Origin of the sequence: Nocardioides sp. SLBN-35 (assembly GCF_006715725.1) — a bacterium.
In the GTDB taxonomy this organism is placed as follows: Bacteria; Actinomycetota; Actinomycetes; order Propionibacteriales; family Nocardioidaceae; genus Nocardioides.
This window is the reverse complement of record NZ_VFNU01000001.1, coordinates 960162-975835: the sequence shown is the minus strand read 5'-3', so window position 1 is coordinate 975835 and position 15674 is coordinate 960162. Positions and strand designations below refer to the sequence as shown.

Here is a 15674-nt window from a genome sequence, read left to right as displayed (position 1 = left end):
CCTGTCTGGAGGCTGGTCAGAGCCAGCCGGTGAGGCGTCGGTTGGCGCCGGGCTTGCCCGCGGACGGCGGGCCGAACGGGAAGTCGTGTCCGAACGGGACGCTGGACAGGTCGACGTCGACGTGGAGCGCCCTGTCGCTGGTGGCTCCGCGGATCAGGCTGACCAGCCAGGTGTTGAGCGACTGTCCGGCGCGGGCGGCCGCCTCGTCAGCGCGGGCCTTGAGCGACTCGGGCAGTCGCAGGCTGACCCGCGCCTGCCCCTCGTCCTCGGTGGGCACCTCGGCCGGCACCGGCCCGGTCACCTGCTGCGGCAGCATCGCCTGGTCCGGCTCGGGCGCCGTCACGACGAAGTCGAGGTCGCGCCCGTCGAGCCGCACGTCGACGCCACCGCTCGGCATCGCCGCCGTGATCTCGGCCGCCGCCTGGCTGATCGCCTCCATCACCGCGAGCCGGACCGCCGGGTCCAGCGCGTAGCCCAGCCGCTCGGCGACCTCCCGCGCCTGCTCCCCCGCGCTCTCGGCGGCGGCGAGGAGGTCGCGACGGAGGCTGTCGACGTACGGAGTGATGTCCATGGGCGCCACTATGACATCATCATGACGTCAAATTCAAGCCATCGTGACGTCATTCCCGCCGACCCGGCGCGAAGTGGCTGTTAAATCGCGCCGACCCGGCAGAAAGTGTCTCGGCGCGCGAGACACTTTCTGCCGGGTCGGCGGGAGATCGGCGCCAGTTCGAGCCGGGTCGGCGATCAGGTGAGACCGAGAAGCTCGGTGGACCTCTCCCGCATCTCCACCTTGCGGACCTTGCCGGTCACGGTCATCGGGAACTCGTCGACCAGCAGCACGTAGCGCGGGATCTTGTAGTGGGCGAGCTTCCCGCTCGCGAACGCGCGCACCCCGTCGGCGTCGAGCGGATCGGCGCCGGGGCGCAGCCGGAGCCAGGCGCACAGCTCCTCGCCGTACTTCTCGTCGGGGACGCCGACGACCTGGACGTCCTCGACGTCGGGGTGGGTGTAGAGGAACTCCTCGATCTCGCGCGGGTAGATGTTCTCGCCGCCGCGGATGACCATGTCCTTGATCCGGCCGACGATGTTGGCGTACCCGTCCTCGCGCATCACGGCCAGGTCCCCGGTGTGCATCCAGCCCTCGGCGTCGATCGCCTCGGCGGTCTTGGCGTCGCCCTCCTCCTGGCCCAGTGGCCAGTAGCCGAGCATCACGGAGTACCCGCGGGTGCAGAACTCGCCCGGAGTGCCGCGCGGCACCGTCTCGCCCGTGACCGGGTCGACGATGCGGATCTCGACGTGCGGCGCGGCCCGGCCGATGGTCGACGTACGACGGTCGAGGTCGTCGTCCGCGCGGGTCTGGCAGCTGACCGGGCTGGTCTCGGTCATGCCGTACGCGATGGAGACCTCGGCCATGTGCATGTCGTGGATGCATCGCTTCATCACCTCGACCGGGCAGATCGAGCCGGCCATGATGCCGGTGCGCAGGGTGGCGAGGTCGTAGGCACCGAAGTCGGGGGCGTTCTGCATGGCGATGAACATGGTCGGTACGCCGTAGACCGCCGTGCAGCGCTCGTCCTGGACCGCCCGCAGCGTGATCGCCGGGTCGAAGCCGGGCGCCGGGATGACCATGGTGGCGCCGTGGGTGACGCAGCCGAGGTTGGCCATCACCATGCCGAAGCAGTGGTAGAAGGGCACCGGGATGCACAGCCGGTCCTGCTCGCTGAACCCGATCAGCTCGGTGACGAAGTAGCCGTTGTTGAGGATGTTGCGGTGGCTGAGCGTGGCGCCCTTCGGGAAGCCGGTGGTGCCGCTCGTGTACTGGATGTTGATCGGGTCGTCGGGCCGCAGCCCGGCCTGGCGCTCGGCGAGCACGTCCTCGGGGAGGTCCCGGCCGGCGTCGACGAGCCGTTGCCAGTCGTCGCTGTCGACGTACAGCGTCTGCTCGAGGCCGGGCACCTCGCCCGCGGCGACGACCTCCTCGACCATGCCCTTGTAGTCGCTGGTCTTGAAGCTGGTCGCGGCCAGCAGAAGACGCAGCCCGGACTGGTTGACGGCGTAGGCGAACTCATGGGTGCGGTACGACGGGTTGACGTTGACCAGGATCGCGCCCGCCTTCGCGGCGGCGAACTGGACGATCGTCCACTCGGCGCAGTTCGGCGCCCACATCCCGACCCGGTCGCCCTTCGCGATCCCGAGCCCGATCAGCCCGCGGGCCGCCTCGTTGACCGCGTCGTCGAACGCACGCCAGGTCCACCGGCGCCCGCTCGCGACCTCGACCAGCGCCTCGCGGTCGGGCCACCTGGCGACGGTGCGCTCGAGGTTGGCCCCGATCGTCTCGTCGAGGAGGGGCGTGGTGGTCTCGCCGGCGGCGTACGACAGGTCCGTCATGCCCCCATGGTGACGCCCCGGTGACCGCGATCACACCCCTCGAAGGAAGGTAGGTGTCGGCGGGCCGGGGCGTGACCGGTGACTGCTGGGCGATCAGAGGTCGAAGAGGGACTCCGCAGCGTTGATGTCGACGTCCGTGCGCGGCTGGTGAGCCTCGCCGGAGTACGACGCCGGGGCGGCCGGGGCCGCGGGAGCGGCCGGGGCGGGGGCCGCCTCGACCTCCGCCTCGGGCTCTGGCGCGGTCTGCGGCTCCGGCTCCGGCTCCGGCTCCGGCTCGGGCTCCGGCTCGGGCTCCGGCTCGGCTGCCGGCTCGGCGACGACCTCGGGCTCCGGGGCGGCGGCCGGCGCGGGCGCCGGGGCCGCGGGAGCAGCGGGGGCGGCGATGTCGAACAGCGAGCCCATGGAGTTGATGTCGACGTCCGTGGCCGGCGCGCTCGCGGGAGCGGCGGGCGTCGGGGTGGGCGCGGGCGCCTCCTCGACGACGGCAGCCTCCTCGGCACGGGCCTCGGCCTCGACCGGCGCCTGCTCGACGACCGGTGCCGGGGCGGGAGCCGTCGGGGCGGACGCCTCGGGCGCGGCGATGTCGAACAGCGAGCCACCGGCGTTCAGGTCGACCGACGGAGCCGGCGCGGCCGGGGCGGCCGGGGCGGCCGGGGCGGCCGGGGCGGGAGTCTCCGCCTTCGGCTCCTCGACCTTCGGCTCCTCGGCCTCGGGGGCCTCCGCCTTGGGCGCTTCAGCCGGGGCGGCGAGGTCGAACAGCGAGCCACCCGACCCGAGGTCGGCGGTCGGGGCCGCCTCGGCCTTCGGAGCCTCGGGCTTCGGAGCCTCGGGCTTCGGAGCCTCGGGCGCGGTCGCCGGGGTGTCGAAGAGCGAGCCCCCCTCGTCGAACAGGGAGCCACCGCCCGCGGGCGCGGCCGACTTCTCCTCCGCCGGAGCCGCCGGAGCGGGTGCCGCGGCGGGCGTGTCGAACAGCGAGCCCGGGCTGTCGAAGAGCGAGCCACCCTCGGCCGGAGCCGCCTTGGCCTCGGGAGCCGCCGGCGCCGCCGGAGCAGCGGGGGTGTCGAACATGGAGCCCGGGTCGTCGAACATCGACGAGCCACCCGACGCCTTGGCCGCGGGGCCGACGTCCTCGGTCGCGACGACGGTGTCCTCGGTGATCGTGACGTCGCCGGCCTCCGGCTCGGCCTTGGTCTCGACCGGCTGGGTGGCCTTGGCCGCAGCCGGCTTCGCCGTCACCTGGGCACCCTCACCGGGCAGCAGCTTGGTGGCCTGCTCGCCCTTGACCGAGGCGAGCAGCATCTGCGCGACGTCGAGGACCTCGACCTCCTCGCGGGCCTCGCCGTCGGCCTGCATCTTGGTCAGGCCGTCGGAGAGCATCACGCGGCAGAAGGGGCAGCCGACGGCGACCTGGTCGGCGCCGGTGCCGACGGCCTCGGCGGTGCGGTTCAGGTTGATCCGCTCACCGATGGTCTCCTCCATCCACATGCGGGCGCCACCGGCGCCGCAGCAGAAGGACCGCTCGGCCGAGCGCTCCATCTCGGCGAACTCGGCGCCCGGGAGGATCTGCAGCAGGTCGCGCGGGGGCGTGTAGACCTGGTTGTGGCGACCGAGGAAGCACGGGTCGTGGTAAGTGATCTTGCGGTTGTGCGCCCCGGCACCGGAGGCGACCGGAGTCAGCTTGCCCTCGCGCACGAGGCGGTTGAGCAGCTGGGTGTGGTGGATGACCTCAAGCTCGAGACCGAGCTGGCGGTACTCGTTCTTGAGGGTGTTCATGCAGTGCGGGCAGGTCGAGACGACCTTCTTCGCCTTGGCGTCGTTGAGCGTCTCGATGTTCTGCTGGGCCAGGCCCTGGAACACGAACTCGTTGCCGGCGCGGCGCGCGGAGTCACCGGTGCAGGTCTCGCCGTTGCCGAGTACGCCGAACGAGACGCCGGCGAGGTCGAGCAGCTCGGCGACGGCCCGGGTGGTCTTCTTGGCGCGGTCCTCGTAGGCACCGGCGCAGCCGACCCAGAACAGCCAGTCGACGGACTCGAGGTCCTCGATCTGGTCACCGACGACCTTGACCTCGAAGGGCAGGTCCTTGGCCCAGTCCAGGCGTGCCGTGGGCGACATGTTCCACGGGTTGCCCTTGTTCTCCAGGCCCTTGAACAGGCCGTTGAGCTCGGAGGGGAAGTTCGACTCGACGAGCACCTGGTAGCGGCGCATGTCGACGAAGTGGTCGACGTGCTCGATGTCGACGGGGCACTGCTGGACGCAGGCACCACAGTTGGTGCAGGCCCACAGCGCGTCCTCGTCGATGACGAAGTCACCGCCCTCGGGGTTGTAGAACCACTCCCCCTCGCCGGCTGAGCCCACCAGCGCCTTCTCGGCGGCACCCTCGACACCGCCCGCGGCGGCGTACGCGTGCTCGCGCATCGCCATCATCATCAGCTTGGGCGAGAGCGGCTTCTCGGTGTTCCAGGCGGGGCACTGCGACTGGCAGCGACCGCACTCGGTGCAGGTCGTGAAGTCGAGGATGTCCTTCCAGGAGAAGTCCCAGATGGAGCCGACGCCGAGGACGGCGTCCTCGTCGAGGTCGTCGACGTCGTCGAGCGTGATCGCCTTGCCGCCCGAGGTCAGCGGCTTGACCGCGCCGAGCGCCGTACGACCGCTCTCCTCGCGCTTGAACCAGATGTTGAACCAGGCGGTGAAGCGGTGCCAGGCCACACCCATGGTGAGGTTCGAGGAGATCACGATCAGCCAGATCATCGCGGAGGTGATCTTCACCATCGCGATGAAGAAGATGATGTTCTCGAGCGTCCCGATCGACTCGTGGCCGGTGGGGTAGAGGTTGCCGAAGAACTGCGACACCGGGAAGTGGAAGCCATCGGCGTGCTCGGCCGCCTCGCCGCCGTGCGCCTTGGCCAGGTTGTACTCGGCGCCGCGGATGAAGAGGATCGCGGAGCTCTCCAGCAGGACCATCGCCTCGACGAAGTAGGCCTGCCACATCGTCGACCCGAAGAAGCGGCTCTTGCGGCCGAGCTGCGAGGGCTTGTGGGTGAGCCGGTAGATGATCAGCGGGATGATCGCCAGCGACCCGAGCAGGCCGAGGACCTCGGCCACCCACTCGTAGAGGAAGAACTTGCCGAGGACCGGGATCGTCCACTCGGGGTCGAACAGCTGCGGGAACGCCGCGGCGACGGCGGTCGAGAGCGCGATGAAGGCCGCGAACGCGAACCAGTGCAGAATGCCGACCCAGGTCCACTGCAGCATGCGCGTGTGGAGGACCGTCTCCTTCAGCATCGTCAGCGTGCGGCCGGCCGGGTTGCCGGTGCGCCCGGGCGCCGGCTGGCCGCGCTTGATCACGCCGAGCATCGCGACGACGGCACGCGCGGTCAGTACGACGGCGACGGCCGAGACGGCCAGGGAGACGACGATCGCAACGATCTGCATGGTGTCCAACAGCTCCTCATCCGGCAGGGAGTCAAGGGGCGCGCACAGGAGTGCGCGCGACGAGCCTAGTGCCGGACGACGGACCCCGCCGCGATAGGCAAGCCTTACCCACGTGCGCTGGCGCCGCGGGCACAGCGGATACTACCGGCAGGTAACTTCGTTGCGCCGTGAGCATCGCCTCACCGGCGGTACTTGACCTTCTTCACCGTTCCGTCGGCCCTGAGCTTCACGACGACGGTCACCTTGACCAGCTTCTTGGTCGTCGTGCCGTCCTTCCTGATCTTCTTCGCCTTGGCGCAGAACGTGAACCTGTTGTCGAGGCGCAGGTAGGGCTGCCCGACCTTCGCGATCACCCGGTCGGTCGTGAAGTGCTTGCGGACCATCCGCTTGCCGAGCCTCTTCGCCTTCGCCAGCGACATCCGCAGGTTCGGGTTGCGGCACGAGTCGGGACGTACGCCGTACGCGCGCTCCCACATCTGCAGGTACGCCTCGGCGCCGCGGGCCATGTCGTCGACGATCTTCGCGCCGTCGCCGGGATGCTGGGCGTCGGCGACCTGGCGCAGGTCCTCGACCCAGTCGGGATAGAGGCCGTACTGCGCGACCCCGTCGGTGTTGATGTCCCACACCCGCTGGCCGGCACGCTGCTTGTCGATCGTCACGCCGCCGAGGCCGGTGAACGGGTAGCGGACCGGGTTCGGCACGTCGGCCCCGCGCGGGTTGCCCTGCGCGCCGAGACCGTTGATGTCGGCGCCGAACCCGAAGCCGAAGTAGTAGCGCGAGTCCGCCCAGCCGAGGTGGCGGCGCCACTTGGCGACGAACCCGGTCGAGTCGCCGGCGTACGGCGTGATGAAGCCGCCGGAGCGGTAGATGCGCGGGTAGGTGTCGGGCGTCGACCACGAGTGGCTCGAGATGACGCCGGCGTAGCGCAGGTCCTCGATGACGTCCATCGACGCGGCGCGCGCCCTGACCGAGAGGTGGTCGGGGTCGAAGACCATCCTGCGCTTCGCGAGGCCCTCGATCGTGTGCACGCCGAGATCGGTCAGGCCGCGCTTGTTGCAGTGGGCGGGCTGCGGGTAGAGCGGCAGCGCCGGGAGCAGGCCGAGCACCTTGCCGAGCGCGCCGAAGAGCGCGTCCTGCTGGCCGGCGGTGATGTCGGGGATGGTGATCTGCGCGTTGTCGGAGGACTCGCCGTCGGCCGGCTCGCAGTGCTCCATCGCCCAGAAGGTGCCGGTCTCGAGGAAGTTGGCGGCGTTGACGAGCGGCCCGATGGCACCGGCGTCGCCGGCGACACCGGCGAGGGCGTTGTCGAACTTGTTGACCAGCTCCATCTGGCGTACGCCGAGAGCCTGCATCTCGTCGAGGTTGGCGTCGATCTCCTGCGGCGTGCACGCCGGGAAGTCGCGGCCGAGGACGGTCTTGTAGGTGCAGCCGAACGGGATGGACGTCTCGATGCCCATGACGACCGCCATCTTGCCGGCGTTGATGACGCGGCGGGCCTCGAAGGGGTCCCTCACGATCCGGTAGAAGCCCTTGCCGGGACCGCCGAACTGCGCGTCGATGTAGTCCTGCATCGTGTGCATGTCCTTGGCCTGCAGCCGGATCGAGGTCATGTCGTCGCAGGAGTTCTTCTTCAGCGGGTAGAGCTGGCAGAGCTTGTTGTTCTCGACGAGCAGGTTGACGAACAGCCGCTCACCGCCTCGCCACGCCCGCTCCAGCCAGCGGTAGTAGGTGCCCTCGTGGGTCAGCGACTCGGGCGCCGGCCAGTCCTTGAAGGTCGGCCAGCCGACCGGGTCGTGGGACGGCTTGCCGGAGAGCACCGACTCGAGCAGCGCGCCCTTGCCGCCGGTGATCTTGTGATCGGCGCAGTCGTCGAGGGCGTACGGCGCGCCGTACTCGTGCCACGGACGGCCACAGTGCACCTTGCCGCCGAGGAACTCGAAGGCCATGCCGTGGGTGTGGGCGTCGACGAACCCGCGGACCTCCTGGTAGGGCTTCGCCCCGCCGAAGGGCTCGCCGGAGACGTTGACGTCGGCCTCGGGGTACTCCGGGCAGCCGCCGGCCAGCGCGACCTGGAAGGTGGTGCCGGACGCGCCGCTGGTGAGGGTGCCGCCCTGCGCCACGAGGGCGCCGGCGCCGTCGATCTGGAAGGTGAAGGCGCCGTTGCCGCCGGTGACGGTCCAGTCGGCCTGCGGGCTCGGCTTGGCGGCGAGGGCCACCGAGCCGTTGCCGTTGCGGGTCAGCTCGCCGGTCGGGGTGTGCAGCAGGTAGCCGCCGAGACGGGTCGCCTTGAAGTAGTAGGGGCCGAAGGCCGTGCCACCGGCAGTGAGGGTGTAGCAGCCCCCGGCCATCGCATAGCGGTCGGCGGGCACGGCCGAGCGGGCCGGGTAGGCCGCGGTCGGGACCAGGCGGGGCTCGGGGAGCGCGCGCTCGGTGTCGACGTAAGACGCCGCGGCCCTGCGCTCACGCGCCGTCGTCGGGTCGACGACGTCCTCACCGACGGCGAGGCCGCGGGCGACCTCGTTCTTGGTGCGCGGGTCGTTGTGGTCGTGGGGCGGGAGCAGGGCGTCGTCGTGCGGGACGCCGAGGTCGGACTTCTGCTGCTCGGCGGCGGAGGCGAGCGACGTCGTACCGTCGCCGGAGCCCGATGCCGGTACGGCGAGCGCGACGCCGACCACGGACAGCGCGACGAGCGCGGCGAGTCCGACCCGCTGCCACCCCTGGGGGCGTGCGACCTGTGCCTCGTCCACCACTTCACCTCCCCGCTCCGGGGCACGCCACAGTGACCCCGATCACTCCTCCAACGACGAGCCGCGGCCGAGGTGACGGGAAAGATGAATGGCCGTCAGATTTCATGGAGCGGCATGATGCGTCCATGACCCGGAGCGCTGGTCTCGTCGCCGCGGCCGCGTGCTGCCTCGCACTCGCCGCCTGCGCCGGCCAGTCGATCGGCGGCGGCGCCGTTCCCCAGCGGTCATCGGGCGCGCCGACCAGCTCGCCGAGCAACACGGCGCCCGCCGGCGACCTCGCGATCGCCCGCAACGACACCCGGGCGGACTCGGTCTACCCCGAGTTCGGCGACCCGCTGGTCGATGCCCTGCACTACGACCTCGACCTGACCTGGGCCCCCGACGGCGACCGCCTCACCGCGCGCGAGACGCTCACCTTCCGCGCGACCGGCGACGCGCCGCGGATCCCCCTCGACTTCAACGAGCAGCTCACGATCTCGTCCGCCACCGTCGACGGCGCCCCTGCCGAGGTCAGCGTCGAGGGAAACGACCTCACGGTCGCGCACGCCGTGGTCGCGGACCGCCAGTACGTGCTGGTGCTGGAGTACTCCGGCTCCCCCGTGTCGGCACCCGCCCCCAGCCAGCGCGCCGACTTCTCCCAGGGTGTCGGCTGGACCACCACGGCCGAGCACGAGACCTCGACGCTGCAGGAGCCGTACGGCGCGTTCACCTGGTACGCCGTCAACGACCAGCCCTCCGACAAGGCGCTCTACGACTTCACCCTGACCGCACCGGCGCCGATGTCCGGGGTCGCTAACGGTGTGCTCGCCTCCTCGACCACCGAGGGCGGGCGCAGCGTCAACACCTGGCACCTCGCGGAGCCGGCGTCGTCGTACCTCGTCACGGTGGCGTTCGGCGACTACCAGCACACGGACCTGGCCTCGGCGAGCGGCGTACCGATCCAGGTGTGGGCCGACGCCGACGGCGACCCGCTGCCCGGCGACACCGCGAAGACGCCCGCCGCGATCGACTGGCTGGAGAACCTGCTCGGGCCCTACCCCTTCGACAGCTTCGGCGTGCTCGTCGTCGACAACGAGAGCGGCATGGAGACCCAGACCATGATCACGCTGGGCGACTCGACGTACAGCCTCTCGGAGGCGGTGCTGGTCCACGAGGCCGCGCATCACTGGTACGGCGACACGGTCACCCCCGCGGACTGGTCGGACGTGTGGATGAACGAGGGCATGGCGATGTACCTGCAGGGCATGTGGGAGGCCGAGCAGGAGGGCACCACGATGCTGAGCAAGACCGACGACTGGGCCGTCTTCGAGTCCGACCTGCGCGCCGAGTCCGGCCCACCCGGCGCGTTCGACCCGACCCGGTTCGGCGACGGCAACATCTACTACGGCCCTGCGCTGATGTGGCAGGAACTGCGGGAGCGGATCGGGGACAAGAGGTTCTTCGAGGTGCTGCGCGAGTGGCCCGCCCGGGAGGCCAACGGCACCTCCGACCGGCGCGAGTACGTCGACTGGATCGAGCAGACGACAGGCGAGGAGCTCTCGGACTTCTTCGACGACTGGCTGCTCGACGAGAACACGCCGGAACGCGACTGACCATGGGCTCGGCTCACCTTCGTCCGCGGGCCGCCCGCGCCTGTCGCCTCGTGTTGCTGAGCACCCTCGGCGCCGTCTCCCTCACCGGGTGCGGGTCGGTCGGGTCCGAGCGCGAGCTCACCGAGCACCTCGAGTCGATCGACGGCGTGGCCGATGTCCACCTGTTCCACCCGGATGCCGGCGACGACCTCGAGGAGGCGCTGACCGTCACGATCGCCGACGACATCGGGACCGACGATCTCACCGAGGTCATCGAGTACGCGCTCGGCGGCCTGGAGGATCTCTACGGCCGCGGCTACGGCGGAGGCGACATCGAGCTCCAGATCGAGAACGCCCCCGGGCGTCAGGAGCTGGAGCTGAGGACCGCGGACCACGACGAGCCCCGCAGGCTCGCCGAGCTCTATGTCTCGACGCGCGAGGACGGGACGCCGGACCTGGACTGGACGATGAGCGGTGACGGCACGGTGGTCGGGCACGACTGAGGAGGGCACACCCCCGGCCCCTTCCCAAGAACTGGAACGCGTTCTACTCTCCCGGGATGCGCATGCTCCGCGTGGCGGCCGAGGTGTTCGCCGCTGCCCTCGCCCTGTCCCTCGGCGCCCTGCCCTCCGCCCCGGCCCACGCCGACACCGCACTGCCGGGGCTGCCGGGGCTGCCGGGGCTGCCGACCATCCCCGGCCTGCCGATCCCGTCCCTGCCGACCGACCTGCTGGTGCCGCGCTTCACCGGCGCCCCGGCCACCGCACAGCCGCTGGAGGCACCCCCGATCCCACAGAACCCGTACCTCGCACCCAACGGGCGCAGCAGCATGCACAACGACCCCTACAGCTCCGACGCGTACGCCGTGTCCGGGCCGCTGGGGCGCGACCTGCAGGTGCGCACCGCGTCGTACGGCATCCGGGAGTGCGCCACGATGGCGTTCGACTCGCACGACCGGCTCGTCGGGCTGTGCGGCGGGCTCGAGGGCTTCACCCTGATGGTGATCGACCCGGTCACGCTGCGGGCGATCTCGCAGCTCCAGCTCTCGCAGCGCGACCTGGCCTCGGGCGCGAACCCGCTGACCGACATCTGCGGCGGCACCTACTTCTTCCTCGACGGCCAGGACCGCGCGTACGCCACCACGACCGACGCGTCGATCGCCGAGGTGACGGTCAACGCCGACGGGAGCCTCACCCGCGGCCGGACCTGGCCGCTCGCCGCGCACCTCGGCGCCGACGACTGCCTCGTCGCGACCGGTGTCGACTGGGCCGGACGGGTCTGGTGGTTCAGCCAGCAAGGCACCGTCGGCACCCTCGATCGCGGCACCGGTGCGGTGAGGGCACTCGAGCTGCCCGAGGGCGAGGGGATCTTCAACTCCGTCTCCACCGACGAGACCGGCGGCGTCTACTTCGTCTCGACCCACCGGACCTACCGCCTCGACGCGGCCGCCGACGGCACCCCGCAGATCACCTGGTCGATCCCCTACGACCGCGGCAGCGTGAAGAAGCCCGGCATGCTCTCGCAGGGCTCCGGCACCTCGCCGACCCTCATCGGCGAGCGGTGGATCGCGATCGCCGACAACGCCGAGCCGCAGAGCCATGTCATCGTCTACGACCGCCGCAAGGACGTCACCGACCGCGAGCACTGCTCGATCCCCGTGCTGGCCTCGGGCGCGAGCACCACCGAGAACAGCCTGGTCGCCGCCGGCGAGTCGCTGATCATCGAGAACAACTACGGGTACGCCGGCGTGCAGTCCACGCTGCTCGGCAAGACCACGACGCCCGGCGTCTCGCGGGTGATGATCGACCCCGACGGCTGCCACGTCGCCTGGACCAACCCGACCAGCGCGCCGACGTCGGTGCCGAAGGCCTCGCTCGGCAACGGGCTCGTCTACGTCTACTCCAAGCCCAAGGGCAACCTCCTCGATCCCTGGTACGTCACCGCCATCGACATCCGCACCGGCGAGACCCGCTGGAGCCGGCTGACCGGCACGGGCATCCAGTGGAACAACCACTACGCGTCGATCTACCTCGGCCCCGACGGCGCGCTGTACGTCGCCACGATCGTCGGGCTGATCCGGCTCACCGACGGCTGACGGACCGCGCCGGGCTCAGGTGGGCGCCTCCCCTGCCGATAGGAGCGGTCCAGCACTCTGCGGCAGATCGGAGGCGGCCATGGTGGTCGACGTCGCTGCGCCCGACAGCTTCACTGAGGCGGCCCGCCGCGTCGTCGGGTACCTCGCGCGGCGTACGCCCCTGACGAACTGGTCGGTGTCGCGGGTGGCCGGTGGCGAGCAGGTGCACGTCCACGTGCACGGCCACGGCCTGATCGGCACCGGTGACCGGGTGCGGTGGGACGACACGTTCTGCCGGCAGATGACGCTCGGCGCGGCGCACGTCGTCCCGGACTCGACCCGCGACGCGTCGTACGCCGGGCTGCCGGACTCGCCCGCCGTGCGGGCCTACGTCGGGTACCCGATCCGCGACGACCGCGGCGACCTCTTCGGCGTGCTGTGCGGGGTCGGGGACAGCCCGCTCCCGGATCCCGTCGCGGTCGACGACGACCTGGTCGAGATGCTCAGCCACCTGCTGTCCAGCCATCTCGCCACCGCCCGCGCAGCGGACCGTGGCCGGCGCGCCGCCCTGGTCGCGACCGCGCTCGCCGAGACCGATGCGTTGACCGGCCTGATGAACCGGCGCGGCTGGGACGGCCTGGTCGCGGACGCCCAGGAGCGCGTCGACGCCTTCGCGGACCCGGTGGCCGTCGCCGTACTCGACGTCGACGGACTCAAGCACGTCAACGACACCGCGGGCCACGAGGCCGGCGACGAGCTGCTGCGCCGGGCGGGCGACGCCCTGCGCTACGCGGCGACCGACCGTGACCGGGTGGCGCGCTACGGCGGCGACGAGTTCGCCGTACTGTCGAACGACGTGCCCGTCGCCGACCTGCCGGCCCACTACGCCCGGTTCGTGCACGCCCTGCGCCGGCACGGCGTCGAGGCCTCGCTGGGCCACGCGTTCACCGGGCCGGGCGAGCGCACGGTCCGTGAGGCGTTCCGGCAGGCCGACGCGGCGATGTACGCCGTCAAGCGGGCCCGTCGCGCGGGTTGACGCTCCACAGGCAGCTCGCGGCGGCGGTGAGGACGACGTCGACGGGGACGTCCTCGAGGCGGCCGGGGCGGTGGGCCGCGGCGAGGGCGCGGGCGGTGCAGCGCGCGGTCGCCCGGTCGAGGCCGGCGTCGCGCTCGAGCGCGCGGGCGAGGGCCGCGACGGTGTCGGGCCTCGACCCGGAGCCGGGCACCAGGGACACCGCCAGGACGGCCACGAGCGCCAGCGCTGCGGCGATGCCCGCCGCGACCCACCGACGGCGCGCCCCTCGCTCGCCAAGGCGCCCGTCACGCACCATTCCGCGCAGTACGTCGCGCACGGCCGCCGCGGTCGCGGGCGGCTCGGCGAGCACCCGCGCGAGCGCCGGGCCGGGAGCCTTTGCGAGGACGTCACGCAGCAGCCGGAGCAGCTCACGGACGTCGTCGGCTGCCGCGTCACCGCGCGCGGGCGCGGCGATCCCGAAGTCCGCGAGGTAGGCGACGGTGTGGGTGCCCCGCCGGTGGAGCAGCACGTTGGCCGCCTTGACGTCGCGGTGCACCAGGCCCGCGCGATGGGCCTCGGCGAGCCCGTCGGCCACCTGGGCGACGAGATCGACCGCCTCCGGCTCGGACAGGGCACCGTGCCGGCGCAGCGCTGCTGCGAGGTCGCCGTCGGGCACGAGCTGGCTGGCGAGGTAGAGCCGGCCGTCGATCTCGCCGTGGGCGAAGACCCGCACGACGTGGGGCGAGTCGAGCGACGCCTGGGCCCGGGCCTCCCGCACGAACCGCTCCCGGAAGTCCGGGTCGTCGGCGAGCTCGGGAACGATCAGCTTGAGCGCGACGTGGCGCCCGAGCGCGGTGTCGACCGCCTCGTGGACGGTGCCCATGCCGCCGCGCCCCAGCAGACGCACGATCCGGTAGGGACCGAGCGTCGTGGGAAGGTCGCGTCGCAGCATGCCGACGTTCTACCGGGCGGGTCCGGCACTGGCGAGCGTTCGTCCACAGCCCCGCCCCGCCCGTTGAGTTGCCGCTTTCTCCCCGTTGAGTTGCCACCTCTGCGCAACTCAACGGTGAGTCTGCGGCAACTGAACGGGGAGTTTGCGGCAACTCAACGGGTTAGAACAGCAGGGCTGTGGCGGGGTCGCTGACCAGGTCGGCCACGTCGGCGAGGAACTGCGAGCCGGTGGCACCGTCGATGTGGCGGTGGTCGAAGGACAGCGAGAGCGTCATCACCTGGCGCGGCACGACCTGGTCGCCGACGACCCACGGCTGCGGCTTGATCGCGCCGAGGCACAGGATCGCGGACTCGCCGGGGTTGATGATCGGCGTACCACCGTCGACGCCGAAGACGCCCACGTTGGTGATCGTGAACGAGCCGCCGGCCATGTCGGCGGGCTGGGTGCGGCCCTCGCGGGCGGTGGCGGTCAGCTCCTCGAGGGCCCGGGCGAGCTCGACGAGGGTGAGCTCGTGGGCGTCCTTGACGTTCGGGACGACCAGGCCGCGCGGGGTGGCGGCGGCGATGCCGAGGTTGACGTAGTGCTTGACCACGACCTCCTGGGCGGCCTCGTCCCAGGTCGAGTTGACCAACGGGGTACGACGCATCGCGAGCAGGCAGGCACGCGCCACCACGAGCAGCGGGCTGACCTTGGTGTCCGCGAACTCGCGGCGCTCGCGCAGCCGCGCGACCAGGTCGACCGTCGCGGTCGCGTCGATGGTGACCCACTCGGTGACGTGGGGGGCGGTCGAGGCGGAGGCGACCATCGCGGCGGCCATGTTCTTGCGCACCCCCTTGATCGGCTCACGGGTCTCGCGGCCGGCGGGGTCGACGGCCACCGGGGCCGGGGCGGTGGGCGCGGCCGAGCCGGCGGCGGCGAGCACGTCCTCCTTGCTGACCGTGCCCTTCGGCCCGGTCGGTACGAGGGCGGTCAGGTCGACGCCGAGGTCGCGGGCCAGGCGCCGCACGAGCGGCTTCGCGAGGGCCCGGAGCGGACGTGCGGGCTCATCGACCGGCCCGGGCACGACGACGGCCGGGACCTCGTCGGGCGTGGCCTTGCGCGCGCGCCGCTTGAGGGCACGCTGCTTGGGGCCGTAGCCGACGAGGGTGGCGTTGCCGGCCGGTGGGACGTTGGTGTCGATGACCTCCGCCGCCGGGGCGGGGACCTCGGGAGCGGCCTCAGGAGCGGCCGCGGGCGCCGCGCCGGGCTCGCCGACCCGGATGATCGGCGTACCGACCTCGACGGTGTCGCCCTCGGCGACGAGCAGCGCCAGCACGTGGCCGGCGTACGGCGAGGGCAGCTCGACGATCGACTTGGCGGTCTCGATCTCGACGACGATGTCGTTGACGGCGACGACGTCGCCCTCCTTGACCCGCCAGGCCACGATCTCGGCCTCGGTGAGGCCCTCGCCGACATCGGGGAGCTTGAACTCGTTCACAGCCATGGCAGGAGA

At 71.6% G+C, this 15674-nt stretch carries 10 protein-coding genes; 4 read left to right on the top strand and 6 right to left on the bottom strand.

The features are described from left to right. Nucleotides 1-16: 16 nt before the first annotated feature. From FBY23_RS04760 to FBY23_RS04745, 4 genes are all read right to left on the bottom strand, one after another. On the bottom strand, nucleotides 17-571 hold the full coding sequence (locus FBY23_RS04760; protein WP_141797099.1) for a toxin-antitoxin system HicB family antitoxin: 555 nt from the start codon (nucleotides 569-571) through the stop codon (nucleotides 17-19). Nucleotides 572-747: 176 nt separating this feature from the next. Then, on the bottom strand, nucleotides 748-2391 hold the full coding sequence (locus tag FBY23_RS04755; RefSeq protein WP_141797098.1) for an AMP-binding protein: 1644 nt from the start codon (nucleotides 2389-2391) through the stop codon (nucleotides 748-750). A 93-nt stretch (nucleotides 2392-2484) separates the two neighbouring features. Next, entirely contained in the window at nucleotides 2485-5823 is a 3339-nt protein-coding gene (locus FBY23_RS04750; protein WP_141797097.1) for a (Fe-S)-binding protein, read from the bottom strand. Between the two features lie 179 nt (nucleotides 5824-6002). Beyond that, nucleotides 6003-8570, bottom strand: coding sequence for a hypothetical protein (locus FBY23_RS04745; protein WP_141797096.1), 2568 nt, complete (start codon nucleotides 8568-8570; stop codon nucleotides 6003-6005). Nucleotides 8571-8695: 125 nt separating this feature from the next. On the opposite strand from FBY23_RS04745, the gene FBY23_RS04740 reads away from it, so the two are divergent. The 4 genes from FBY23_RS04740 (at nucleotide 8696) to FBY23_RS04725 (ending at nucleotide 13251) form a co-directional block, all read left to right on the top strand. Next, on the top strand, nucleotides 8696-10162 hold the full coding sequence (locus FBY23_RS04740; RefSeq protein WP_160158161.1) for a M1 family metallopeptidase: 1467 nt from the start codon (nucleotides 8696-8698) through the stop codon (nucleotides 10160-10162). 50 nt (nucleotides 10163-10212) lie between these two features. Beyond that, entirely contained in the window at nucleotides 10213-10644 is a 432-nt protein-coding gene (locus FBY23_RS04735; RefSeq protein ID WP_141797094.1) for a hypothetical protein, read from the top strand. Between the two features lie 56 nt (nucleotides 10645-10700). After that, entirely contained in the window at nucleotides 10701-12236 is a 1536-nt protein-coding gene (locus FBY23_RS04730; protein ID WP_141797093.1) for a hypothetical protein, read from the top strand. A gap of 79 nt (nucleotides 12237-12315) precedes the next feature. Further along, a complete protein-coding gene (locus FBY23_RS04725) occupies nucleotides 12316-13251 on the top strand; it encodes a sensor domain-containing diguanylate cyclase (protein WP_141797092.1) in 936 nt (311 codons plus the stop codon). Here the strand turns inward: FBY23_RS04725 and FBY23_RS04720 are convergent. Both FBY23_RS04720 and FBY23_RS04715 read right to left on the bottom strand, forming a co-directional pair. After that, entirely contained in the window at nucleotides 13226-14182 is a 957-nt protein-coding gene (locus FBY23_RS04720; RefSeq protein ID WP_141797091.1) for a serine/threonine-protein kinase, read from the bottom strand. The two genes, FBY23_RS04725 and FBY23_RS04720, sit on opposite strands and share 26 nt — an antisense overlap. Before the next feature lie 160 nt (nucleotides 14183-14342). Further along, the gene (locus tag FBY23_RS04715) at nucleotides 14343-15665 is read right to left on the bottom strand and encodes a dihydrolipoamide acetyltransferase family protein (protein WP_141797090.1); all 1323 of its coding nucleotides are present in this window, start codon (nucleotides 15663-15665) and stop codon (nucleotides 14343-14345) included. Between the last annotated feature and the right edge of the window lie 9 nt (nucleotides 15666-15674).